Annotated in this window: 20 protein-coding genes; 13 read left to right on the top strand and 7 right to left on the bottom strand. The window is 72.4% G+C overall.

Translation table 11 applies throughout. The features are described 5' to 3' along the window. Positions 1-347 precede the first annotated feature (347 nt). From HYQ63_RS29435 to HYQ63_RS29425, 3 genes are all read left to right on the top strand, one after another. Entirely contained in the window at positions 348-1862 is a 1515-nt protein-coding gene (locus HYQ63_RS29435) for a maltokinase (RefSeq protein WP_179936871.1), read from the top strand. Between the two features lie 57 nt (positions 1863-1919). Further along, positions 1920-4496 (top strand): 1,4-alpha-glucan branching enzyme, encoded by a 2577-nt coding sequence (gene glgB / locus HYQ63_RS29430; RefSeq protein ID WP_373689155.1) that lies wholly within the window; start codon positions 1920-1922, stop codon positions 4494-4496. Positions 4497-4596: 100 nt separating this feature from the next. Next, positions 4597-6039: a glycoside hydrolase family 16 protein gene (locus HYQ63_RS29425; protein WP_179936870.1), complete on the top strand. Its 1443-nt coding sequence runs from the start codon at positions 4597-4599 to the stop codon at positions 6037-6039. Here HYQ63_RS29425 and HYQ63_RS45695 read toward each other — a convergent pair. Continuing rightward, positions 6032-9280, bottom strand: a complete 3249-nt coding sequence (locus HYQ63_RS45695) for an AfsR/SARP family transcriptional regulator (protein ID WP_306664846.1) — start codon at positions 9278-9280, stop codon at positions 6032-6034. The two genes, HYQ63_RS29425 and HYQ63_RS45695, sit on opposite strands and share 8 nt — an antisense overlap. Before the next feature lie 144 nt (positions 9281-9424). Between HYQ63_RS45695 and HYQ63_RS29415 the strand changes: the two genes are divergently transcribed. Then, positions 9425-9619: a hypothetical protein gene (locus HYQ63_RS29415; protein ID WP_179936868.1), complete on the top strand. Its 195-nt coding sequence runs from the start codon at positions 9425-9427 to the stop codon at positions 9617-9619. A 140-nt stretch (positions 9620-9759) separates the two neighbouring features. Here the strand turns inward: HYQ63_RS29415 and HYQ63_RS29410 are convergent, their stop codons facing one another. Continuing rightward, positions 9760-11193, bottom strand: coding sequence for a cation:dicarboxylate symporter family transporter (locus tag HYQ63_RS29410; protein ID WP_373689219.1), 1434 nt, complete (start codon positions 11191-11193; stop codon positions 9760-9762). Between the two features lie 176 nt (positions 11194-11369). Between HYQ63_RS29410 and HYQ63_RS29405 the strand changes: the two genes are divergently transcribed. The 5 genes from HYQ63_RS29405 (at position 11370) to HYQ63_RS29385 (ending at position 17450) form a co-directional block, all read left to right on the top strand. Further along, entirely contained in the window at positions 11370-12989 is a 1620-nt protein-coding gene (locus HYQ63_RS29405) for a sensor histidine kinase (protein ID WP_179936866.1), read from the top strand. 161 nt (positions 12990-13150) lie between these two features. Further along, positions 13151-13864, top strand: coding sequence for a response regulator (locus tag HYQ63_RS29400; protein WP_179936865.1), 714 nt, complete (start codon positions 13151-13153; stop codon positions 13862-13864). 160 nt (positions 13865-14024) lie between these two features. Next, positions 14025-15038: a chitinase gene (locus tag HYQ63_RS29395; RefSeq protein ID WP_179936864.1), complete on the top strand. Its 1014-nt coding sequence runs from the start codon at positions 14025-14027 to the stop codon at positions 15036-15038. Positions 15039-15171: 133 nt separating this feature from the next. Beyond that, positions 15172-16539: an ABC transporter substrate-binding protein gene (locus HYQ63_RS29390; RefSeq protein WP_179936863.1), complete on the top strand. Its 1368-nt coding sequence runs from the start codon at positions 15172-15174 to the stop codon at positions 16537-16539. After that, positions 16536-17450, top strand: a complete 915-nt coding sequence (locus tag HYQ63_RS29385) for a carbohydrate ABC transporter permease (RefSeq protein WP_179936862.1) — start codon at positions 16536-16538, stop codon at positions 17448-17450. The genes HYQ63_RS29390 and HYQ63_RS29385 overlap by 4 nt, the downstream gene beginning before the upstream one ends. Before the next feature lie 149 nt (positions 17451-17599). Here HYQ63_RS29385 and HYQ63_RS29380 read toward each other — a convergent pair whose 3' ends face one another. Genes HYQ63_RS29380 through HYQ63_RS29370 form a run of 3 tightly spaced genes read right to left on the bottom strand, consistent with a single transcriptional unit; the run spans position 17600 to position 20071 of the window. Beyond that, complete coding sequence (locus tag HYQ63_RS29380) at positions 17600-18661, bottom strand: CU044_5270 family protein (protein ID WP_179936861.1); 1062 nt, start codon at positions 18659-18661, stop codon at positions 17600-17602. Beyond that, entirely contained in the window at positions 18658-19302 is a 645-nt protein-coding gene (locus tag HYQ63_RS29375; protein WP_179936860.1) for an RNA polymerase sigma factor, read from the bottom strand. The genes HYQ63_RS29380 and HYQ63_RS29375 overlap by 4 nt, the downstream gene beginning before the upstream one ends. Before the next feature lie 58 nt (positions 19303-19360). After that, the gene (locus HYQ63_RS29370) at positions 19361-20071 is read right to left on the bottom strand and encodes a TetR/AcrR family transcriptional regulator (RefSeq protein ID WP_179936859.1); all 711 of its coding nucleotides are present in this window, start codon (positions 20069-20071) and stop codon (positions 19361-19363) included. 99 nt (positions 20072-20170) lie between these two features. On the opposite strand from HYQ63_RS29370, the gene HYQ63_RS29365 reads away from it, so the two are divergent. Together HYQ63_RS29365 and HYQ63_RS29360 are read left to right on the top strand one after the other, a co-directional pair. Next, on the top strand, positions 20171-21049 hold the full coding sequence (locus HYQ63_RS29365; protein WP_179936858.1) for an NAD(P)H-binding protein: 879 nt from the start codon (positions 20171-20173) through the stop codon (positions 21047-21049). A gap of 56 nt (positions 21050-21105) precedes the next feature. Further along, positions 21106-21843, top strand: a complete 738-nt coding sequence (locus tag HYQ63_RS29360) for a VOC family protein (RefSeq protein ID WP_179936857.1) — start codon at positions 21106-21108, stop codon at positions 21841-21843. A 24-nt stretch (positions 21844-21867) separates the two neighbouring features. Here the strand turns inward: HYQ63_RS29360 and HYQ63_RS29355 are convergent, their stop codons facing one another. Then, positions 21868-22803: a GNAT family N-acetyltransferase gene (locus tag HYQ63_RS29355; protein WP_179936856.1), complete on the bottom strand. Its 936-nt coding sequence runs from the start codon at positions 22801-22803 to the stop codon at positions 21868-21870. Between the two features lie 130 nt (positions 22804-22933). Here HYQ63_RS29355 and HYQ63_RS29350 point away from each other — a divergent pair, with 130 nt between their 5' ends. Both HYQ63_RS29350 and HYQ63_RS29345 read left to right on the top strand, forming a co-directional pair. Continuing rightward, positions 22934-23320, top strand: coding sequence for a DUF2690 domain-containing protein (locus HYQ63_RS29350; protein ID WP_179936855.1), 387 nt, complete (start codon positions 22934-22936; stop codon positions 23318-23320). A gap of 204 nt (positions 23321-23524) precedes the next feature. Further along, positions 23525-24691 carry an alkaline phosphatase PhoX gene (locus tag HYQ63_RS29345; RefSeq protein ID WP_179936854.1) on the top strand — a complete coding sequence of 389 codons (1167 nt, stop codon included), beginning with the start codon at positions 23525-23527 and terminating at the stop codon, positions 24689-24691. 97 nt (positions 24692-24788) lie between these two features. On the opposite strand, the gene HYQ63_RS29340 is transcribed toward HYQ63_RS29345, so the two are convergent. Further along, positions 24789-24992 (bottom strand): DUF397 domain-containing protein, encoded by a 204-nt coding sequence (locus HYQ63_RS29340; RefSeq protein ID WP_179936853.1) that lies wholly within the window; start codon positions 24990-24992, stop codon positions 24789-24791.

Raw genomic sequence — 24992 nt, 5'->3', positions numbered from 1 at the left:
CCCGCGCCTCCGGGGCCCGGGACGGGCCAGGGGCGCAGCCCCACGGGGCCGGGGGCGCAGCCCTCAGGCGGGGTCCGGGGCGGAGCCACGGTGGGGGCGGGGGCGACAGCCCCGGTTCGGGGAGGGGTGGGGTGGGGGAAAGTGGCCCTTTGGGTGGGGGCGGCGTTTTCGTCATGGGTTCATGGGCACTCTGACTACTACCGCCACCGGCGGAGCCGATCGCGTACTCCGTACTCACCGTACGGACGATCCTCGCCCGACACGTCCCGCACCGTCGCACAGTCAATGCCGCAATCCGGGACACTTTGCCCTGATCTGTCGTGTGCCCGGGGAAAGGACGCGACGCCATGCCGGAAGCTTCATTCTCCCGGGGGGCACACCACCCGCCGACCGCTACCGCATCAACCGCCGCCGCCAGCACGGCGGCCCGGGGCCCGGACGGGCCGGGGGCCGGGCTGCTCGGCTCGCTCGCGCCGCTGCTCGCCGAGTGGCTCCCCCGACAGCGCTGGTTCGCGGGCAAGGGCCGCCCCGTCACCGGCTTCGCCCTCGTCTCCGCGACCGAGATACTGCCCAGCCCGCCGGGCGGCACGACGCCCGGCTTACTCCATCTGCTCATCCGCGCCCAGCAGCCGGAACCGCCCGGCCACCGCCACGGTTTCGGCTGCGGTCACCGCCGCGGTGCGGCCGCCAGCGACTGCTACCAGATCCTGCTCGGCGTCCGCACGACCCTGCCGCCCTCCCTCGCCCCGGCGCTCATCGGCCGCCCCAGCGGCGGCCCGCTGGACGGCCGTACCGTGTACGAGGCGCTGGCCGACCCCCGCCTCGCCTCGCTCCTCCTGGAGCGGCTCCGCGTCCCCGGCCGTCTGGACCCGCTGCGCTTCGTACGCGAACCCTCCAGCGCCATCCCCTCCATCCTGCCGCCCCGGCTGATGACGGCCGAGCAGTCCAACTCCTCGGTGGTGTACGGCGATACGTTCATCCTCAAGCTCTTCCGGCGGGTCAGCCCCGGCACCAACCCCGACCTCGAACTCCCCCTCGCCCTCGCCCGCACCGGCTGCACCCGGGTGCCCGCCCCCGCCGCCTGGTTCGAGGCCGCCCCACCGCCGGAGGGCCCCGGTCCGCGTTCGGAGCCGTTCACCCTCGGCGTCCTCCAGCCCTACCTCGCCGGTTCCACCGACGGCTGGCAGCTCGCCCTCGACGCCCTCGCCGTGCGCGCCGACTTCACCGACGCCGCGCACGCCCTCGGTCACGCCACCGCAGAGGTGCACCTCGCGATGGCCCGTACGCTCCCCGTCTCCGTACTGCGCCGCCCGCAGATCGAACACCTCGCGGCCGCCATGAGCGAACGCCTCGACTCGGCCGCCGCCGCGGTGCCCGCGCTCCAGCCGTACCGGGCCGCGCTGCACGCCGCGTACGAGGACGTCGCCGCCCTCGGCCGCACCGGGCGCACCTGGGCGGCCCAGCGCATCCACGGCGATCTGCACCTGGGGCAGGCCCTGCTGACGGCGGAACGGCAGTGGTCGCTCATCGACTTCGAGGGCGAGCCGTCCCGTCCGCTCGCCGAACGCCGCCGCCCGCAGCCGCCGGTCCGCGACATCGCGGGAATGCTCCGCTCCTTCGACTACGCGGCGGCCGTGGGCGGCCACGACACCCCGCAGGACTGGGCCGGGCGCATGCGTGACGCCTACTGCGCGGGGTACGCGGAAGCCTCCGGCACGGATCCGCGCGACGAGCCGGAGCTGCTGCGCGCCCATGAGACCGACAAGGCGGTGTACGAGGTCCTCTACGAGGCCCGTCACCGCCCCGACTGGCTGCCGGTCCCGATGACCGCGATCCGCCGACTGGCCGCCGCCGTCCGCTGACCCCCCGCCGATACCCCTCCAATACCCCGCCTCCGACACCCCCGGGAGGACCACCCCGTGACCGCACGACCGCCGTCCGGCCAGCACCCGTCCGACGAGGGCCCGGGCCCCGACCCGGCCGCCACCGGCACCAGGACGGGCCCGGCGGTCCCGCCCACGTTCCTCCCCGGCCGAGCCGCCCGGGCGGAGCGCCCGCGCGCGGACGCGCCCGGACCCGCGGCCCCGGCCACCGGCCCCGACGTCGAAGCCGGGCTGAGGGAGTCCGCGTCCCCGCGGCGGGATCCCCGTTCGCCGGAGTCCGCGGGCATCAAGCCCGCCTCGCGGCCGTCGTACGGGGCGCCGCCCGAGCCGCGGGCGCCGCGGGCGGCGGAGCCCGCGCCCGCCGCCGCGCCGCGGCCGCCCGCTCCCGCGCCCGACCCCGGGCCGTACGACGACCACGGGGTGCGGGCCGCGAGTCCGCTCGGGGAGGGCGACCGGCAGCGGCTGCTGACCGGGTCGCATCACGACCCGCACGCGCTCCTCGGCGCGCACCCCGTCCGCGGCGGCGTCCGGTTCCGGGCGCTGCGCCCGTACGCGCGGGCCGTCACCGTCACCGCCGACGGGCTGCGGGCACGGCTGCGGGCCGAGGGGGACGGGCTGTTCTCGGGCGTGCTGCCGCTGACCGCCATCCCCGACTATCAGCTGCTCGTGGCGTACGACGACGCCGAAGTGCAGGTCCACGACCCGTACCGCTTCCTGCCCGCCCTCGGCGAACTCGATCTGCACCTCATCGGCGAGGGCCGCCACGAGGAGCTGTGGCGGGCGCTCGGCGCGCAGCCGATGACGCACCACGGGGTGGCCGGGACGCGGTTCACCGTGTGGGCGCCGAACGCGCGCGGGGTCCGGGTCACCGGGGACTTCTGCTACTGGGACGGCACCGGGTTCCCCATGCGCTCGCTCGGCTCCAGCGGCGTGTGGGAGCTGTTCGTGCCCGGTGTGGGCGAGGGCGCGCTGTACAAGTTCGAGATCACCCGTCCCGACGGCAGCCGCACGCTGCGCGCGGACCCGATGGCGCGGCGCACCGAGTGCCCGCCCGCGACGGCGTCGGTCGTGCACGCCTCGCACCACCGCTGGGGCGACGGCGACTGGATGGCGCGGCGGGACGGCGGGCGGGTGTACGAGCTGCCGTTCTCGGTGTACGAGGTGCACCTGCCGTCGTGGCGGCCCGGGCTGACCTACCGGCAGCTCGCCGAGCAGCTGCCCGCGTACGTCAAGGATCTCGGCTTCACGCATGTCGAGCTGATGCCGGTGGCCGAGCATCCCTTCGGCGGCTCCTGGGGCTACCAGGTGACCGGCTTCTACGCGCCGACGGCCCGCCTCGGCCCGCCCGACGACTTCAAGTACCTGGTCGACGCGCTGCACCAAGCGGGGATCGGGGTGCTGGTGGACTGGGTGCCCGCGCACTTCCCGCGGGACGCGTGGGCGCTGGCGGAGTTCGACGGGCGGCCGCTGTACGAGCCGTCCGACCCGCTGCGGGCCGCGCACCCGGACTGGGGGACGCTCGAATTCGACTACGGCCGCACGGAGGTGCGGAACTTCCTGGTCGCGAACGCGGTCTACTGGTGCGAGGAGTTCCACATCGACGGTCTACGCGTCGACGCCGTGGCGTCCATGCTCTACCTCGACTACTCCCGCGAGCCCGGCCAGTGGACGCCCAACGCGCACGGCGGCCGGGAGAACCTGGACGCGGTGGCGTTCCTCCAGGAGATGAACGCGACGGTCTACCGCCGCTGCCCGGGCGTCGTGACCATCGCCGAGGAGTCCACGGCCTGGGACGGCGTCACCCGGGCCACCCACCACGTGGGGGCGAGCGGCTTCGGCGGGCTCGGCTTCGGGCTGAAGTGGAACATGGGGTGGATGCACGATTCGCTGGGGTACGTGGCGCACGAGCCGGTGCACCGGAAGTACCACCACCATGAGATGACGTTCTCGATGGTGTACGCGTACAGCGAGAACTACGTCCTGCCCATCTCGCACGACGAGGTGGTGCACGGCAAGCGGGCGCTGGTGAGCAAGATGCCGGGCGACTGGTGGCAGCAGCGCGCCGACCACCGGGCGTACCTCGGCTTCATGTGGGCGCATCCGGGCAAGCAACTGCTGTTCATGGGGCAGGAGTTCGCGCAGGGCGCGGAGTGGTCGGAGCGGCACGGCCCCGACTGGTGGCTGCTGGACCCCTCGTACTCGGCCGAACCCGACCACCGGGGCGTGCGCGACCTGGTCCGCGACCTGAACCGCGTGTACGCGGCGACGCCGCCGCTGTGGCAGCGGGACACGGTGCCGGAGGGGTTCGCGTGGGTGGAGGGGGACGGGCACGAGGACAACGTGTTCGCGTTCCTCCGGTTCGACGCGGACGGCTCCCCGCTGCTGGCGGTCAGCAACTTCTCACCGGTGGTGCGGCATGCGTACCGGGTGGGCGTACCGGACACGGTCCCGCTGTGGCGGGAGGTGCTGAACACCGACGACGAGCGGTACGGCGGAAGCGGCGTCCTCAATCCGGAACCGCTCAAGGCCGAGCCGACGGCCGCCCACGGCCGCCCGGCCAGCCTCCTGCCGGTGCTGCCGCCGCTGGCCACGATCTGGCTGCGCCCGGCCTGACCCACGGCGCACAAGGGTGCGTTCAAGAGGTTGACGACTGACGTGGACACGCCTAAAGAGGGGTGAGAGCGCTCTCACCCCCCCTTCAGGAGGTACGTCCATGCGCCCCCGCAGACGCAGATCCCCCCTCAGGTCCGCCCTCCGATCGGCGTTAGCCGCACTCGCCGCCACCGCCGTCGCCCTCCTCGGCGCCACGTCCGTACGGGCCGATGTGCCACCCACGCCGTCGGGCTGGGCCCTCCAGTGGAGCGATGACTTCACCGGCGCGGCGAACACCCTCCCCTCCGCCACCAACTGGCAGATCGACACCGGCTTCAGCTACCCCGGCGGCCCCGGCAACTGGGGCACCGGCGAGATCCAGCGCTACACGGACTCCACCAGCAACCTCGCCCTCGACGGCAGCGGCAACCTCCGCATCACGCCGCTCCGCGACGGCGCGGGCAACTGGACCTCGGCCCGCATCGAGACCAAGCGCGCCGACTTCAAGGCCCCGGCCGGCGGTGTGCTGCGCATGGAGGGCCGGATCCAGATGCCGAACGTCACCGGCACCGCCGCCCTCGGCTACTGGCCCGCCTTCTGGGCGCTCGGCAGCCCGTACCGCGGCAACTACCAGAACTGGCCCGGCATCGGCGAGTTCGACATCATGGAGAACGTCAACGGGATCAACTCCGTGTGGGGCGTGCTGCACTGCGGGGTGAACCCCGGCGGCGCCTGCAACGAGAGCACCGGCCTCGGCGCCAGCCGCGCCTGCCCGGGGTCGAGCTGCCAGTCCGCGTTCCACACCTACCGCTTCGAATGGGACCGCTCGACCACCCCGAACCAGCTCCGCTGGTACGTGGACGGCCAGCAGTTCCACAGCATCAGCCAGAGCCAGGTCGACGCCACCACCTGGTCGAACATGACCGACCACGCGGGCTACTTCCTGCTCCTCAACGTGGCGATGGGCGGCGCGTTCCCGAACGGTGTCCACGGCTCGGCCACGCCCACCGCGGCCACCGTCCCCGGCCACCCCCTGCTCGTCGACTACGTGGCGGTCTGGACCCGGGGCGGCGGCGGCACCGACCCCGGCACCGGCTCCGCCACGCTCTACCCGGGTACGGGCGGCGCCCTCGGCGCGGCCTCCTCGTCCGCGAGCGCCACGACCCTGGCCTCGGCGGGCGGCACCAACCACGACGGGACGCCGTACCAGCCGCAGACCTTCACCTCGTCCGGCATCACCCGGACGTACAGCGGCGGCTCGACGGCCTTCGACCTGTTCGTGGACGCCGGCACGACCGTCGCCAACGGGCAGCAGGTGAGGGTCAGTTACGACCTCACGGGCGACGGCAGCTGGGACCGCACCGAGACCTACCAGTACTTCGCCACCGATCCGGTCCGGGGCTACGAGCACTACACCCAGGCCCGCGGCCTCAAATCCGCCACCGGCTCGCTCGGCAACATGAGCGGCGGCAAGGTCCGGGTCGAGGTGTGGAACGCCATCGGCAACGGCGCCAGCACCCTCGGCACCGGCAACCAGTCCTTCGTCCGCATCCCCTTCAACTAGCGGTTCCGGAACCGGAGTCGGGCCCGGGCTCGCCCAGCCGGGCGAGCTCGTCCCGCACCCGGTCCGCGTCCGGGTGGCCGAGGGCGTCGAAGCGGCTCAGCGCCGCGCACCAGCTCATCCGCGCCCCGGCCACGTCCCCGGCGGTCCGCTGGGCGTCGCCCAGCCGGTGCAGCGACTCGGCCTCCCGCACCCGCTCGTCCAGGGTGCGGCGCAGCGCGACCGCGTGCCGGTAGCAGGTGATGGCCTGCTGGTGGTCGCCGAGGTGGTGGTGGGCGTATCCGAGGCTGTCCCAGGCGGCCGACTCCCCGCGCCCGTCGCCCGCCTCCCGCAGGAGGGCGAGCGCCTGGGCGCAGTGCACCAGGGTCTGCTGGAAGTCGCCCAGCCTGGCGTACGCCCAGCCCAGGTTGTTGAGGGCGTACGCCTCGCCCTTGCGGTGTCCGGCCACCTGGTACAGCTCCAGCGAGCGCCGGGCGTGGTACAGCAGTTCCTCGTCGCGGCCCTGGCGCTCGGCCGTCATGTTGAGCGCGACATGGATGCGGGCCTGGCCGATGTGGTTGGCGACCTCGCCGTGCAGGTTGAGCGAGCGCAGCAGATGGCCGCGGGCCCGGTCGTACCGCCCCATCCGCAGATCGGCGAGGCCCATCCCGTGGCAGGCGTACGCCTGCCCGGCCGGATCGGCGGTGCGGTGGGCGGCGCCCAGGGCGATGCGGTGGACGGTGCGCTGGTCGTGCCAGTGGCCGAGCTGGTCCAGGTACTCCATCAGCGACCAGGCCAGTTGCCAGGCGTGGGTCTCGAACGAGGCGTCCGCGGCCCGCTGGAGGGCCGCGATCAGCACCGGGTGTTCCAGGGTGAACCAGGTGAGCGCCTGGGCGTGTTCGCCGAACGTCTCGACGGTGACACCGGGCCGCGCCGGGGCGACGGCGACCGGCTCCCGGTGCGGGGTGAAGGCACGCCCGGCGGCGATGGCGGAGTGCAGATAGTGGTCGAGCACCCGGTGCAGCGCGGACCGCCGGTCGTCCTCCGGGTCATACTCCTGGGTCAGCTCCATGGCGTACGCGCGCAGCAGATCGTGGAACGCGTACCGGCCCGGGCTGCGCTCGGCGATCAGATGGGCCCGGGTGAGCCTGCTCAGCAGCCTGCGCGCCTGCGGTACGTCCACCCCGGCGAGGGAGGCCGCGGCGGGGGCGGCGATGTACGGGCCCGGGTGGACGGCGAGCAGCCGGAACAGCCGGGCGGTGTCGTCGCCGAGGGTGTGGTACGACCACGAGAACACGGCCCGGACATCGGTGGTGGCGTCCCCGCCCTCGAACGCGTCCAGGCTGCCGCGGGCGTCGTGCAGCTCATCGGCGAGCGCCGCGATGCAGAAGCGGGGATGGGTGGCGGCCCGGGCGGCCACGATGGCGAGCGCGAGGGGCAGCCCCGCGCACACCGTGACGACGTCCTCCACGGCCTGCGGTTCGGCGGCGGCGCGCTCGGCTCCAATGCGGCCGACGAGCAGCTCGCGCGCCTCGGCGCGGCCGAGCAGATCCAGCGGCAGCGGCCGGGCCTGTTCCGCGACGACCAGGCCGGTGAGTTCGTTACGGCTGGTCAGCACCACCAGACAGCCGGGCGAGCCGGGCAGCAGCGGACGTACCTGCTCGGCGTCGCGGGCGTTGTCGAGCAGGATCAGCACCCGGCGGTCGGCCAGCAGGCTGCGGTAGAGGGCGGTCTGCGCCTCCACGGTGGCGGGTATGCGGTGCGCGGGCACCTGGAAGGCGTCGAGGAAACCGCGGACCGCCTCGGCCACGGTCATCGCGGAGCCGGTGGGGCCGAAGCCGCGCAGGTTGACGTAGAGCTGCCCGTCGGGGAAGCGGTCGCGGACCCGGTGCGCCCAGTGCACCGCGAGGGTGGTCTTGCCGAGGCCGCCGCTTCCCGCGATCACCCCGATGACGGCGGCGGTCGGCGACCGGCCGGTGGTGGAGGCGGCGCCGGTGCGCAGCAGGGCGTCCAGCCCGGCGAGTTCGCGCTCGCGGCCGCTGAAGTGGGCGACGTCGGGCGGCAGTTGCTGGGGGATGGCGACGGGGGCGGCCTCGGGGGCGGTGGCCGCGCTCCCGGCCGCCTCCGCCGCGGCACGGGGCTCGGCCGCGTGCCCGGCCCCGGGGGCGGTACGGTCCCCGGGCGCGTGCCCGGCTCCGGACTCGCCGCGGGCTCCAGGCACATGCCCGGCCTCGGACCCGGCACCTTCCCCGGCTGCATGCCCGGCCCCGGGACCGGTGCGGGCACCGGCGGCGCCCCCGGCGCCAGACGCGGGCCGGGACCCGGGCGCGTGCCCGGGTCCGGGAACGGTACGGGCCCCGGCTCCGTGCCCGGCCCCGGACGCATGCTCGGCCCCGGACCCCGCGCCGTCCCCGGCCCTGGCCCCGGGCTCGTGTCCGGCTCCGGCGGCGCGCCCGGCGCCAGAACCGGCGCTATCCCCAGGCTCGTACCCGGGCCCCGACCCGGCGCGGCCCTCGGGCGCGGGCCCGGTCCCCGACCCGGGGGCGGGCACGAGCCCGAATCCGCTCCGCGCCTCGAGCGCCTCGTGGTGGAGCCGTTGCAGCTCCTCCCCCGGTTCGATGCCCAGCTCCTCCGCGTACCGCTGCCGGGTGGCGCGGAACAGCGCGAGGGCGTCGGCCCGCCGCCCGGACCGGCACAGCGCCTCCATCAGCAGCGCCACCGAGCGCTCCCGCAGCGGGTGTTCGGCGACCAGCGCGGACAGCTGCGCGACGGCCTCGTGGTGGCGCCCGGCCCGTACGTCGAGCGCGGCGCACTCCTCCACCGCGGCCCGCCGCTCCTCCTCGAGACCGGCCCCGACGGTGTCGGACAGCCAGCCGCCCGCCACGTCGGCGAGCGCCGGTCCGCGCCACAACTGGAGTGCGGCGCGCAGCAGTTCCGCGGCCCGGTCGTCGTTCTCCGTGCGGGCCTCGCGCACCAGATCCCGGAACCTGTGCAGATCGACGGCCGTGCGCGGGGTGGTGAGGCAGTAGCCCTTGGCGGAGGTGGTGAGTTCGGTTTCGGGCAGGGCGGCGAGGATGCGGCGCAGCTTGGAGATCTGGACCTGTACGGCGTTGCGCGCCGAGCCCGGCGGGTCCTCGCCCCATATGGCCATGACCAGCCGGTCGACGGAGACCACCCGGCCCGGTTCCATCAGCAGCATCGCCAGAACGGAACGCTGCTGCGCGGCGGTCGGGCCCAGCAGCTGGTCGTCCCGCCATATCCCCACGGGCCCCAAGAGGCGTAACCCGGTCCCGTCCACGCGCTGCCCCCGTCGGTACCAGAGATTCATGTGACAATCCCGCAGCCTACCCACGGGGCCAGGTCAGCGAGGCATCAGCCGTACATCAGCGGCTCGTAGGACGCTGGCGTCATGACCACGGCCGGACACACCCGCCGCAGACCCCGGATAGGCGATCTCGTCTACGACATCGAGCGCGAGACCATCGGCCGCGTCGCGTACATCGACGCCGGCGGCAACATCGCGTGGATCAAACCCCGGCACGGCGGCCCCGAATGGACCGCGCTCCCGGAACAGCTTCGTCCGGCGGCGGACGGAGAGGGCTGACCCGCCCTTCCCTGTGCCGGTGTCCCGTGTCCTGCCACGGGGGGAGGACGCGGGACACCACTCCTCGAAGTGCCCCGGGCGGAAACACGACCGCGGCCCTGCCCCGATTCAGGAGGGCAGGGCCGCAGGGGCGTGGGGTGTCAGGCAGGCACGTGCTCCTTGGCCGTGTCACCGTCACGCTGCTCGGGGAACGCCTTGGTGTCGGCGCCCTCGGAGTCCTCGGCGGCCGGGCCGTGGCCGCCGCCCTGGTAAGCGAATGCCTCGCTGTCGAAGGGCAGCCGTCCGGAGAGGACCTCCGTCATCCGGTCCTTGTCGATCTCCTTGGTCCAGGTGCCGACCAGGACGGTCGCGACCGCGTTGCCCGCGAAGTTGGTGAGGGCGCGCGCCTCGCTCATGAAGCGGTCGATGCCGACGACCAGGCCGACACCGCCGACCAGGTCGGGACGGTGCGACTGGAGACCGCCCGCGAGGGTCGCCATGCCCGCGCCGGTGACACCGGCCGCGCCCTTGGAGGCGACGATCATGAACAGCAGCAGGGATATCTGCTCGCCGATCGCGAGCGGCTTGCCCATGGCGTCGGCGATGAACAGCGACGACATGGTCAGGTAGATCGCGGTGCCGTCCAGGTTGAAGGAGTAGCCGGTCGGCACGGTGATGCCGACGACCGGGCGGCTGACGCCCGCGTGCTCCATCTTGGCGATCAGCAGCGGCAGCGCGGACTCCGAGGAGGACGTCGACAGGATCAGCAGGAACTCCCGCGCCAGGTACTTCAGCAGCAGGAACAGGTTCACGCCCGCCACCAGGCGCAGGATCGCGCCGAGCACGACGAACACGAAGAGGATGCAGGTGACGTAGAAGCCGATCATGATGACGGCGAGCGCCTTGAGCGCGTCCAGACCGGTCTCGCCGACCACCGCGGCGATCGCGCCGAAGGCACCCACCGGGGCCAGCCACATGACCATCGACAGCAGCTTGAAGACGAGCTGCTGTATGTGGCCTATGCCGCGCAGCACCGGCTCACCGGACTTGCCCATGGCCTGGAGGCCGAAGCCCACGAGGAGGGCGACGAACAGGGTCTGGAGCACCTGCTCCGAGGTGAACGCGGAAATCAGGGTGGTGGGGATGATGCCCAGCACGAACTCGGAGAGGCCCTCGCTCGCGCCGCTCTCGACCTGGCTCTGGCCCTCCTTCGCCACTTCCTGGGTGAAGTGCAGCCCGCTGCCGGGGTCCAGCATGTTGCCGACGATGAGGCCGACGCCGAGCGCGACGGTCGACATCACCATGAAGTAGCCGAGCGCCAGCCCGCCCACCTTGCCGACCTTGGCGGCCTTCCGTACCGATCCGACGCCGAGCACGATCGTGCAGAAGATGATCGGCGAGATCAGCATCTTGATCAGGTTCACGAAGGCTTCGCCGATGGGCTTCAGCTCGACCGCCGTGTCGGGGGCGGCGAAGCCCACGATGATCCCCAGCGCCACCGCGCCGATCACGGCGAGGTAGAGGTAGTGGATCCTTTCCTTCTTCTTCGCCTTCGGCCGCTCCGGCTCTGTACGTCCCGATGCGGGCGGCGTGATCTCCGCAGCCACGGTGCTGCCTCCTTCTCTTCGGCCGTCCAACTGTCCCGGCGCTGTACCGTGTGCGGCTCGCACACCGCCTTGAACGGTTCCGGCGACTATGCCCCACGGCTGTGACGGGGGTCACCCTTCCGTTCATTTCGTTCACACAAAGATTCGTGTGCAGACTGATGGACATGCGCATCCCCCACCCGCGGAGCCTGGCCGGCCAGCTCTTCGCGATGCAGGTCGTGCTGGTCGCCGCCCTGGTGGCGGGATGCGCCGTCTTCGCGTACATCACCGACCGCGACCAGGCCACGGCCGCCGCGCGCAGCCAGGCCACGGCCGCCGCCGCTGCCGTCGCCGACTCCCCTTCGGTGGCCGACGCCGTACGGTCCGACGACCCCAGTGCCCGGCTCCAGCCGTATGCGGAGAAGGTGCGCCGGGACACCGGCGTCACCTTCGTGACCATCATGAACCCGCGCGGTATCCGTTGGACACACCCTGATCCGGACAGGATCGGGGAGCGCTACCTCGGCCACATCGAGCCCGCGCTGCGGGGCCGGATCTTCCCCGAGACGTACACGGGCACCCTCGGCCCGTCGGTGCGGGTGGTCGCCCCGGTGCGCGACGCGCGGGCCGGGGGGCGGATCACCGGGCTGGTCAGCGCCGGGATCACGGTGGAGACCATCAGCGCCCAGGTGCGGCGCCAGCTGCTGGCCCTGCTCGGCGTCGCGGTCGGCGCGCTCGCCGCCGGGGGCCTGTGCGCGTACGTCATCAACGCCCGGCTGCGCCGCCACACCCACGGCATGAACGCCACCGAGCTGAGCCGCATGCACGACTACCACGAGGCGGCGCTGCACGCGGTGCGCGAGGGGCTGCTGATGCTGGACGGGCAGCGGCGGATCGCGCTCATCAACGACGGCGGCCGGGAACTGCTCGGGCTGTCCGGGGACGCGGTCGGCGCCTACGTCTCCGAGCTGGGCCTGCCCAGCTCGCTCACCGGCGCCCTGCTGGCCACCGAGCCGCGGGTGGACGAACTGCACCTGACCGCGGAGCGGGTCGTCGTGGTCAACACCTCCCCGGTGAGCAGCGGCGAACAGCGCGGCACGGTCGTCACGCTGCGCGACCACACCGAGCTCCAGGCGCTGTCCGGCGAGCTGGACTCGGTACGCGGCTTCGCCGAGGCGCTGCGCTCCCAGGCCCATGAGGCGGCCAACCGGCTGCACGCCGTCGTCTCGCTGATCGAGCTGGGCCGGGAGGACGAGGCGGTCGAGTTCGCGACCGCGGAACTGGAGCTGGCCCAGGCGCTCACCGACCAGGTGGTGGCGGCCGTCGCCGAACCCGTGCTGGCCGCGCTGCTGCTGGGCAAGGCGGCCCAGGCCAGCGAGCGCGGCGTCGAACTCGTCCTCACCCCCGACAGCCGCATCGACGACGGCCTGCTGCCGCCCGGCCTCGCCGCCCGCGACCTGGTGACCATCGTCGGCAACCTCGTCGACAACGCGATCGACGCCGCCGCCGAGGGCGTGGGCAGCGGCGCCGCCCGCAGCGCCCGCGTCACGGTCACCGTCCGCGCGGACGACGGCGAGCTGACCCTGCACATCGCGGACACCGGCGCGGGGCTCGACCCGGGGGCGACCGAGGACGCGTTCCGCCGCGGCTGGTCCACCAAGTCGGCGGGCCGCGGGCTGGGGCTGGCCCTGGTCCAGCAGGCCGTACGGCGCAACGCGGGCACCGTGGACGTGGCCGGGGCGCCCGGCTCGGGCGCCGAGTTCACCGTCCGCCTGCCGCTCGCCACGGCGGCCCCCGCATCATGAGCACCCGGGCCGGGCGGGCACCGATGACCACGCACGGCGGATTCACAGGGCCGTAACCCTGGCCACTCTTCATTACGCTCCGTAAATTGGGCCCCCGAGCTTTTGCCCGTCCCCCGGCATGCCCGGCCACGCCCCGCCCTGTCCCCGAGAGGAAACCCGCCATGAGCCCGCCGCAGGCGAACTCGGCGACCCCGACCCCGGAGCCGATCCGGGTGCTCGTCGTCGAGGACGACCCCGTCGCGGCGGACGCGCACCGGATGTACGTCGAGCGCGTCCCCGGATTCGCCGTCGTCGGCACCGCGCGCACCGGCGGTGACGCCCAGCGGCTGCTGGAGCGCACCCCCACCGACCTGATCCTGCTCGACCTCTACCTCCCCGACGGGCACGGCCTCCAGCTGGTGCGGGCGCTGCGCGCGGCCGGGAACGGGGCGGACGTCATCGCCGTCACCTCGGCCCGGGACCTCGCCGTGGTCCGGGACGGGGTCTCGCTCGGGGTCGTCCAGTACGTACTGAAGCCGTTCACCTTCTCCACCCTCCGCGACCGGCTCCAGCGGTACGCCGAGTTCCGGTCGACCGCGGGCGAGGCCAGCGGGCAGGACGAGGTGGACCGGGCGCTGGCCGCCCTGCGCGCGCCGCAGCCCGCCGCGATGCCCAAGGGGCTCACCCAGGCCACCCTCCAGGCGGTCACCGAGGCGCTGCGCGGCGCCGAGGACGGCGTCTCGGCGGCGGCGACGGCGGAGGCGGTCGGGATCTCACGGATCACCGCGCGCCGCTATCTGGAGCACCTGGTGGAGGCGGGCCGCGCCGCCCGCACGCCGCATTACGGAGCGATCGGCCGCCCGGAGCTGGTCTACCGCTGGCTCAGCGAGCACTGAACGCCTGCCTCGGCGAGCACTGAACGCCTGCCTCTGCGGTCGCCGAGCAAGCCTCCCGGGCGATCATTAGGAAAGTTTCCTATCCGCATCTTGTCGTGGTCATGGCGGCTCGCTAGCGTTCAGCCGCACCCCTCCCCTCACCCCCAGGAGGATGTCCGTCATGCATCAGCTCCCCCGGCGCCGCCACAGACGCACCCTGGCCGCGGCCACCGGACTGGTCGCCCTGCTCACCACGGGCGCGGCCACCACCGCCCAGGCCACCCCCTCGCCCCACGCCGCGGCGGCCGCGGCCATCGGCCAGACCGGCCCGTACCTCTACCTCGGCTGGGGCAGTCCGCCCAAGGCCACGGACGTGATGTCGGCGACCGGCACGAGGCAGTTCACGATGGCGTTCATGCTCTCCGACGGCGGCTGCACCCCCAAGTGGGACGGCTCCCGCGCCCTCACCGGCGGCACCGACCAGTCGACCATCAACGCCATCCGCGCGGCCGGTGGCGACGTCACCGTCTCCTTCGGCGGCTGGAGCGGCAACAAGCTCGGCGAGAAGTGCTCGTCCGCTTCCGCGCTCGCCGCCGCGTACCAGAAGGTCATCGACGCGTACCGGCTCAAGGCGATCGACATCGACATCGAGTCGACCGAGTTCGAGAACGCGACGGTCCGGCAGCGGGTGATCGACGCGCTGAAGACCGTCAAGCAGAAGAACAGCGGCATCAAGGTCTACGTCACCTTCGGCACCACCACGACCGGGCCCGACGCCAACGGCAAGGACCTGGTCAAGCGCGGCGCCAAGGCCGGGCTCGACGTGGACGGCTGGGCGGTCATGCCGTTCGACTTCGGACAGGGCTCCGTCGACATGGCGGCGGCCACCAGGACGGCGGTCGACGGCCTGAAGAACACCGTCGCGAGCGCCTACGGCCTCTCCTCCGACGCCGCCTACCGCAAGGTCGGCTTCTCCTCGATGAACGGCAAGACGGACGTCGCGGGCGAGACGGTGACCCTGGCGAACTTCAACTCCATGATCTCGTACGCCAAGAGCCACCACCTGGCCCGGGTCAGCTTCTGGTCCCTCAACCGCGACCGCAAGTGCGGCTCCGGCACGGACGCGGACGCGTGCAGCGGCATCAACCAGGGGACGTACGACTTCACCAAGGCGCTCGCGGGCTACACGGGCTGAACTTCCCTCCATGGAACCCGCTTTCGAGCGCCCGGCACGCCAACCACATCCCGCTTCACGGGGATTGACCTTGCGTTGAAGGCGACCTTACGGTCGGCCCGCAGGCCATAGAGGCCAGCAAGGAGGTCGTGCCGTGCGCCCCACCACCGCCCCACTGATCCTCACCGCCGCCGCCCTCGTCGCCACCGCCGGGCTCACCGCCTGCGGTGGCGGCTCGGGCAGCGACCCGGACACCGTCAAGGTCGCGTACAACCGCAGCACCGACAACAAGATCCGCTTCAAGGACAACCACCTCGCCGCGGTGAAGAAGCAGTTCGAGAAGGCGAACCCCGGCAAGAAGGTCAAGCTGCTCCCGATCCAGGCGCAGGACAACGACTACGCCACCAAGGTCCAGCAGATGATGCGGTCCCCGAAGACCGCCCCCGACCTGGTCTACGAGGACACCTTCCGGATCAACGCGGACATCAAGGCGGGCTATCTGCGGCCGCTCGACGACTACCTGGCCAAGTGGAAGAGCTGGGACCAGTTCGTCGACACGGCCAAGACGGCGGCCAAGGCCGAGGACGGCAAGACGTACGGCGTCCCGGACGGCACCGACACCCGCGGGCTGTGGTTCAACAAGGACATCTTCGCGAAGGCCGGGCTGCCCGCCGACTGGGCGCCGAAGAACTGGGACGACATCCTGGAGGCCGCCCGCACGATCAAGAAGAAGGTCCCCGGTGTCACCCCGCTCAACGTGTACACCGGCAAGGCGCCGGGCGAGACCTCCGTCATGCAGGGCTTCGAGATGCTGCTGTACGGGACGGGTGCGGCGGGCGACGAGCCGCTCTACAACCCGAAGACGAAGAAGTGGGTCACCGGCGGCCAGGGCTTCCGGGACTCCCTGGCGTTCCTGAAGACCGTGTACGGCCAGAAGCTCGGCCCGGACATCTCCGACGCCCTCGACCCCAACGTCGGCACCACCGTCTTCAGCGAATGGCTCCCCGAAGGCAAGCTCGCCATCGCCCTCGACGGCTCCTGGCTCGGCCAGAACTGGCTGAAGACCGGCGGCAAGCCGTGGCCCGAGTGGTCGAAGACCCTCGGCCAGGCCCCGATGCCGACCCAGCACGGCCAGGCGCCCGGCAAGGTCAGCATGTCCGGCGGCTGGACCTTGGCGATCAGCGCGAAGTCCAAGAACCCCGACCTGGCCTGGAAGTTCATCGAACAGTTCCAGACCAAGGAGAACGCGGTCCGGTGGGACATCATCAACGCCCAGATCGCCGTCCGGAAGGACGTCGCGCAGGACCCGGAATACCTCTCCTCCATGCCCGGCATCCGCTTCTTCACCGGCCTGGTGAAGTACACCCACTACCGCCCGGCGCTCCCCGTCTACCCCCAGGTCTCCTCGGCCATCGGCGAGGCCATGGAGGCGGCGACCGCGGGTGACTCCTCGCCGGGCGGCGCCGCGAAGGCGTACGACGAGCAGCTGAAGTCCATCACCGACGGCGCCGTGGGCGGATGACCACCGCGACCAAGGCGGCGCCAGCCGTGGGGGTGCCGCGCCGGGGCCTGGGGGCGGGGCGCCGCCCCCTGCGCTGGCTCCCGCTCGCCCCGGCCACCGTCCTGCTGCTGCTCTTCCTCGGCGGGCCCATCGCGTACTGCTGCTACATCGCCTTCACCGACATGCAGCTGACCGGCACCTCCACCACGGAGTTCACCGGCCTCGCCAACTTCCGCCGCGCCTTCGGGGACGACGACTTCCGCAACGCGGTCGTCCTCACCCTCGTCTTCACGGTCGTCTCCTCCCTCCTCGGCCAGAACACCCTGGGCCTGGCCCTGGCCGCCCTGATGCGGCGCGCGTCCAGGCCGGTGCGCACGCTGATCGGGGCGGTCGTGGTCGCGGCCTGGGTCGTCCCCGAGATCGTCGCGGGCTTCCTGCTGTACGCCTTCTTCCGCCGCGAGGGCACGCTCAACGCACTCCTGGACGGGCTGGGCCTGCCGTCCCAGAACTGGCTGTACACCCTGCCCATCCTCGCCGTCTCGTTCGCCAACGTCTGGCGCGGTACGGCCTTCTCGATGCTCGTGTACTCCGCCGCCCTGTCGGAGATCCCCCAGGAGATCACCGAGGCGGCGGAGGTCGACGGCGCGGGCGGTCTCCGTCGCTTCTGGCACGTCACCCTGCCGATGATCCGCCGCTCCATCGGCACCAATCTGATGCTCAACACCTTGCAGACGCTGTCGGTGTTCGGCCTCATCTGGGCCATGACCCGCGGCGGCCCCGGCAACCGCAGCCAGACGCTGCCGGTGTTCATGTACGACCAGGCGTTCAACAAGTCCCTGATCGGCTACGGCACGGCGGTGGCGCTGTTGTTGCTGCTGGTGGGGGCGGCGTTCTCGGTGGTGTATCTGCGGCTGATGCGCGAGGAGGTCTGAGCCCGCTGTCGGCGGTGGCAGGGCCCTCCGTCCGTACGCCGAGGCCGGACCCGGGGGCCGCGAGCGCGGCCCCCGTCAGCACCGCCGAGATCAGCAGGGTGCACACCGCCGCCGTGGCGGTCTTCGACGGCATCTTCGACGGCATCGCGTCAGCCCGCCTGTTGTTCCGCGGGCATCTGCTTGTTGCCGTCGACGACCGCGCGCTGCATGATGGCGCTGGTGAAGGTGACGGTGCCGACCTTGAACAGCCCGCTCTCGTCGGGCTCGACCTGCACACTGCGCTCACCGAGGAAGGCCAGGGTCTTCCTGTCGAAGATCCACTCGGTGCGCTGCCCGTCCTGCTCGTTCAGCCGCGCCACCGCGACCCCGTGACGGCCCGTGGCGTCGACGGCGTCGTCCACCTTGACGACCCCGGGGATCTTGGCCGCGGCCTTGTAGATGGCGGCGGTGAGCTTCGCGGGCGGATAGCTCTCGGTCAGCAGATCGCCGAGGGCGACGAAGGCCGCCTGGTCGCGGGGCACCTCCCGGTCCGGGTCGAGCTCCCGGTCGATCTTCTTCAGCAGTGCGTCGGGGTCGGTGGGCAGCGTGGCGAGGTGGTCGTACGCCGCGCTGCTCGCATGCGGACCGGCCAGGGTGATGCCCGCGTCATCGGTCTCGCCCGGCTCGATCAGCCAGCCGTCCTTCCCGTCGAGGGACTGCCAGACCTGACGGGCGTGCAGCTCCTGGCTGACCACCGTGGTCTTGTCGTCCACCGTCTTGGGATAGGTGCTGGCCACCTTCGAGGCGATGTAGATGAACTGGCCGTCGCGCACCGTGGGCCCGGAGGCGTCGGCGGCGGCCAGCGAGATGCGGTCCAGCAGCTGGGGGCCGCCCTCGGCGTCGACGGTGCCGAGCCGGGTGGTCAGCGCGGGGCCGGTGGCCAGGGGGGTCGTGCCGTCACCGTCATCCCCGGACAGGGCGACGCCGCCCACGATCGCCCCGGCCAGGGCGCAGGCCGCGGCGGGCAGCAGGACCGCCTTCCGGAGAAACGGGTTGCGCTGCCGCGTGAGGGCTACCGGGGCGGTGGTGCGGATGTCGTCACGGATCTGGGCCATCAGCTGCTCCCTGTGAAACGCGTGGCGGCCCGCCGGCAGACCCCGCTCCGTGGTGTCCCGGAGCGCTTGGGTCTCCGGCCACTCAGCCGGGTGCGACTGGGAGGGGCTGGCGTTCATCGGTTTCCTTCCTCTGCGGACCGGATCGCGTAGCCGCGATCGCCTCTTATCTGCCGGACGGGGGAGGTGGGTTCCCGTTTTTTCTTGACGAGTTCGGCATCGGCGAGTTTGCGCAGCTTCGTACGGGCGCGGGACAGTCTGGAGCGGACGGTTCCGAGGGGGATGGCGAGGGTGCGGGCGACGTCGGCGTACTCCATGCCCTCCCACAGGCACAGCACCAGCACCTCGCGTTCGGCGCGCTTCAGCGAGGCGAGGGCGGTCAGCGTGGCGTTGATGCGCCGCCGGTCGTCCACCCGGCCCGCCGTCTCCTCGGCGTGGTCGGGAATCCGCTGGGCCGCGGGCCCCACCTCGGCGGCAGCCGCGGCCGCGGCCCGGTAGCGCCGGTTGCCGCGGCAGTGCGACCGGGCGACGTTGGTGGCGATCCCCAGCAACCAGGGCCGCAGCGAACCCCCTTCGGCCTCGACCGACGCATGCCGCCGCCACGCCTCCAGGAACGTGGCCGACATGACGTCCTCGGCCACGGACCAGTCGGCCGTCAGCCGGAAGGCGTGGTTGTACACCGCGCGCGCGTAGGTGTCGAACAACTCCGCGAAGGCGTCAGGATCCCCGGCCCGTACCCGGGTTCGCGTATCTGTGGTCACACTCTCAACTGGCCGCCGGGGACAGGTGAGTTCCGGTGATGCGCGTCACAGCGCGGAATCAGCGGGCCTGTTCGGCGATCCGGTCGAGCCACTCCCGCATGAGGGCGCTTTCGCACGCGGTCAGGGCGTCGGTCCGGGGCAGTGCGGCGCGGAGGGTGACGGCGGCCGCGGCGGGCCCGGGTTCGGGGGCGGCAGGGGCGTCGGTGGTGATCGCCGCGAGGACGGCCTCGCGGGCGGTGTGGGACAGCTCCGGGTCGCGGCGCTCCTCGGGCGTGGCGATGAGCGCGAGCGTCGTACCGGATCCGGCGGCGTGCACGAGGGCCGCGGCCCGCTCCTCGGGGACGCGCAGCCTGCCCGCCTCGGCGATGCGCCGGATGTGCCCGGCGAGCACGTCGAAGGCGTCGAGGGCCGCGGGCGACGACGCCCCGGGGCGCTGCTGGCCGTACATCAGCAGGTACAGCTCCGGGTTGGCCAGGCCGAGGCCGACGTGCAGATCCCATCCGGCGCGGAGGTCCGCGACCGGGTCGTCGGTGGGCTCCGCGGCGGTCTTGTCGGCCAGGTAGGCCGCGAAGCCATGGGCGACGACGGCGTCGAGCAGCCCCTGCTTGTCGCCGAAGAGCCGGTAGATGGTCGGCGGCTGCACCCCGGCCGCGGCGCTCACCGCCCGGGTCGACACCGCGTCGGTCCCGCCCTCGGCCAGCAGTCGGGCGGCCGCCGCGACGATGCGCTCCCGGTGCCCGTTCGCTGCGGTGACGTCGTCGTTCTCCATGTTTCCAACGATAACAGGATCGCGTTACCGCCTGTTCGTTTCCAGTGATACGCTCCACGCGTTATCGCTGGAAACACCCTCTAGATCGGGGAGAACCTCATGATCATCGTCACCGGAGCCAACGGCAGGCTCGGCCGGGCGGTCACCGAACGGCTGCTGGAACGCGTCCCCGCCGAGGAGATCGGCGTCAGCGTGCGCGACGTGGAGAAGGCGCGCGACCTCGGCGCCCGGGGCATACGCGTCCGCCGGGGCGACTTCGCCGACCCGTCGAGCCTCGCCCACGCCTTCGAGGGCGCCTCGCAGGTCCTGATCGTCTCCACGGACGCCTCCGGCGAGACGGCCTTACGCGCGCACCGCACGGCCGTTGACGCCGCGGCGGCGGCCGGAGCGGGCCGCATCCTCTACACCAGCCACTTGGGCGCGCACCCCGCCTCCCCCTTCGCCCCGATGCCCGACCACACCGCCACCGAAGCCGCGCTGCGCGCGTCCGGCGTCCCCTTCACCGCGCTGCGCAACGGGTTCTACGCCTCCTCGGCCGTGATGCTGCTCGGCGCCGCGCTCGACACGGGCGAACTGGTCGCGCCCGAGGACGGGCCGGTCGCCTGGACCGACCACGCCGACCTCGCCGACGCGGCGGTGCTCGCCCTCACCGCGGGCGGCGACGACCTCGACGGACCGACCCCCGCGCTCACCGGCCCCGAGGCGATCGACCTGGCCGGTGTCGCGGCGCTCGTCACGCGGCTGACGGGCCGCCCGGTCCGCAGGGTCGTCGTCTCCGACGCCGACTACCGCGCGCACCTGCTGGACCGCGGCCTGCCGGAGGCTCGGGCCGACCTGCTCGTCGGCCTGTTCGCGGCGAGCCGCCGGGGCGACTTCGCCCCGGCCGACCCCACGCTCGCCCGCCTGCTCGGACGGCCCACGGTGACCCTGGCGGACGTGCTGAAGGCGAGCCTCGGCCGCGCCCTGGCCAACGGCTGACGCTCCGGCCCGAAAATCAAACCCGAAGTGCACGGCACGGACATAAGATCGGCGCCATGGCGACGCGGCTGGTGCAGATTGCGATGAAGGCTCGGGATGACTCCGCCCTCGGCCGGTTCTGGGCGGAGGCGCTCGGCTGGGGTATTGCCAGCGAGGAACCCGGCGTGACCAATCTGGAACCCGAAGGCGTCACCTATCCCGACCCCAGCGCCATCTACATCGACATTCTTGCCGTCCCGGACCCCAAGACGGTGAAGAACCGCGTGCACGTCGACCTCGCCACCACCTCCGCGGCCCATCAGGCGGAACTGGTCGCGCGCCTCCAGGCGCTCGGCGCGACGCCCGCCGACGTGGGCCAGGGCGACGTCCCGTGGACGGTCCTCGCCGACCCGGAGGGCAACGAGTTCTGCGTGCTGGAGCCGCGCGAGATCTACCGGGACACCGGACCGATCGCCGCGGTGGTGGTCGACTGCGTGGACCCGCGGGCCATGGCCCGGTTCTGGGGCGAGGCGATGGACTGGACCCTGCACGAGGTGACCGACGAACAGGCGGTGCTGCGCTCCGCCAAGAATGTCGGCCCGTATCTTGAGTTCCTCCGCACGCCCGACGCGAAGTCCGGGTTGAACCGCGTCCATCTCGACCTCCGGCCGTACCCCGGTGACGATCACGCGGCGGAAGTGGCCCGGCTGCGGGGCCTCGGCGCCACCGACCTCGACATCGGCCAGGGCGATGTGTCGTGGACGGTCCTCGCCGACCCGGAGGGCAACGAGTTCTGCGTCCTCACCCCACTCTGACGCCATGCGGCGGCCCGTGCGCGATCAGTCCGGGAAGACGGGCGTCCCGTCCTCGTCGATGTACGGATGGACGGGAGGCTCGACGCCCAGGGCGTCCCAGAGCGCGTAGGCCGCCGCGTACTTCACGTCGCCGGGCCCGGTGTCCACGAGGTAGTCCATGATCTCGGTGACGATCACCCGCACCGGCGGCACCGGGTCGGCGAGCCGTTCCACGGCGTACCGGACCCCGTCGACCGCCTCCTGACGAAGGCCGCCATCATTGGCGTACGGCCGGGCGTCCGGCCCGTAGACGGTCCGGAGCCAGGCGTACGGATCGTCCCCGATCTCGACGGTCGTCTCCCCCGCCGCCGGTACGACCCGGACCGTCACCCGCGCGAAACGGCGCCACCGGGCGGTGTGCCGCCGGAGCCAGTGGGATCCCTCCGAGGGTTGGGCGCGCAGGTCCCGTACGTACCAGTCGAGCCGCGTCCCGTCCCCGCCGCGCGTGTGCCTGCCGGGGGTGAACCCCGCTCGCCGGGCGACCGCGGCAGACGCGGTGTTCTCCGGCTCCACCCGGATCACCGCCTCCTTCCCGCCCTCGCGTGCCGCGTACCGGGAGGCCAGGAGGACGGCGCGGGTGGCCAGGCCGCGTCCCCGCCAGGACGGGTAGAGGCCGTAGGCGACGTTCACCTGGCCCGGTGCCAAGCCCTCGGCCGTGAACCGCAGGTCGATCGTTCCCGCGAGTGCCGCGCCTGCGGCTGCGCCTGCGCCTGCTCGGATGCCGAAGGCGCGGAGCGGTCCGGCCGTGTCCCACTGTTCCCGGCAGTGCCGGAAGTAGGTTGCGACGCCCTGGGGTGTGCTGGGACCGCCGCTGAGCCAGCGCACCAGCGCCTCGTCCTCCCCCGCGAGGTGCGCCTCCGCGTCCTCCAGGTGCAGCGGGGACAGCGTGACGAACCCGTCGGACAGCTTCACTTCCTGCATCCGGCGATTCTTGACGCCTGCGCGGCGTCGCGCCATCGGATTCCGCGGGGCGGGACCGGTCCCGGCGGGCTCACGCTATACCCGGTTTATCGCTGGATGAGCGATTCACGCAACCGGAAGGACGTCAGACATGCGCACGCGCAACGCCGTACTCGGAGCCATCGCCGCAGCCGGGCTCACCGGAACCATGCTCACCACCGTGACCCCGGCTCAGGCCGCCGAAGGCTGCAACACCAACAACGCCAGGACGGTCGCGTCCGCCTCGACCCACTCCCGCGGCATCGAGCTGCGGTACAACGGCACCTGCGCCTGGGGCCGGATCTTCGGCTCCCCCGGCGACCTGGTGTGGGTCGACCGCAGCTTCGACCGCGGCCGGACCTGGACGCAGCTCAGCATCACCAAAATCAACACGGGCGGCAGCAACCACACCGACGCGTTCAACAACAAGGGCAACCTGATGCGGGCCTGCGGTAAGGCAAGCAACTATCCGGATGTCGCCTGCACCAGGTGGTGGTGACCTCTCCCTGTGGCCCGTGGTGTCTGCCGGAGCAGACGCCACGGGCCTTGCGCGCTCACTCGGCACCCGACTCACCGGTTGGCCGTGAAGAGTTCGCCTACAGGGGCCTGATCGGCCAGGTGCGATGGTCCTAGGTTCTTCCCCGTGACCAGTCGGCGTCGCTCAATTAGCCATCCATCGACCTTCTTTGGTGAAGGAGTAGCTGTGGAACGTCGCGTCTTCCTGCGCGGAGCAGTCATCGGAGCGTCCGCCGCCGCCTTTGGCGGCACCCTCATGCGCGGCGCCGCCTACGCGGCCCCGGCCCAGAAGGGCCCGGGCCCGTACGGTGCTCTGCTCGCCGCCGACGCCAACGGCATCGCGCTGCCCAGCGGCTTCACCAGCCGGGTGATCGCCCGCTCCGGCCAGACAGTGCCGGGCACCTCGTACGCCTGGCACAGCGCCCCCGACGGCGGCGCCTGCTTCGCCGACGGCACGGGCTGGATCTACGTCTCCAACTCGGAGATCAACCCCAGTGGCGGCGCGAGCGCCGTCAAGTTCAACTCCTCGGGCACCATCACCGGCGCCTACCGCGTCCTGTCCAACACCCGGCAGAACTGCGCGGGCGGCGCCACCCCATGGAACACCTGGCTGTCCTGCGAGGAGGTGTCCCTCGGCTACGTCTACGAGACCGACCCGTGGGGCGTGAACGCCGCCGTCCGCCGCGACGCCATGGGCAAGTTCAAGCACGAGGCGGCCGCCGCCGACCCGGTGCGCCGGGTGATCTACCTGACCGAGGACGAGACGGACGGCTGCTTCTACCGGTTCATCCCGACCACCTGGGGCAACCTGTCCTCCGGCCAACTCCAGGTGCTGGTCGCCGGCGCCGCCACCTCCGGGTCGTATCGCTGGGCGAACGTGCCCGACCCCGACGGCTCACCCACCGCCACCCGCGACCAGGTCTCGGCCGCCAAGATCTTCAACGGCGGCGAGGGCTGCCACTACGCCAACGACACCGTCTGGTTCACCACCAAGGGCGACAACCGCGTCTGGCAGCTCAACCTGGCCAACAGCACCTACGAACTCGCCTACGACGACAGCCTGGTCAACCCTGGCCCCGCCCCGCTGACCGGCGTCGACAACGTCACCGGCTCCTCCTCCGGCGACCTGTTCATCGCCGAGGACGGCGGCAACATGGAGATCTGCGTCATCACCCCGGACGACATCGTCGCGCCGTTCCTGCGCATCACCGGCCAGTCGGGCTCGGAGATCACCGGACCGGCCTTCTCCCCCGACGGCAAGCGGCTGTACTTCTCCAGCCAGCGCGGTACGACGGGCAGCTCCTCGGGGGGCATCACCTACGAGGTCACCGGGCCGTTCCGCGCCACGGCCTGATCGCGACCCGGTGATGGTCGGGCGGCGTGGGCCGTGCCGCCCGACCATCACCGGCCCCATGAGCGGGGCCGGACCCCCGGCCCGGGTTTCCGTTCGCTCACGCCCGAGGTGCCGCCACGATCCGCCCGCCGACGAGGGCGTCCCGGAAGTCCGCCCAGGCGGCGGGGGCCAGGCGGAGTATCGGGCCGCCGGGGTGCTTGGAGTCGCGTATCGCCACGGCATCGGGCATGTTGGTGGCCACCTCAACGCACTCGTCGAAAGGGTTGCTGTGGCTTGACTTGCGAAAAACGAAAGCCGTCAC

The sequence above is a fragment of the Streptomyces sp. Rer75 genome (assembly GCF_013414305.1).
In the GTDB taxonomy this organism is placed as follows: Bacteria; Actinomycetota; Actinomycetes; order Streptomycetales; family Streptomycetaceae; genus Streptomyces; species Streptomyces himastatinicus.
This window is presented reverse-complemented; position numbering and strand designations above follow the sequence as displayed.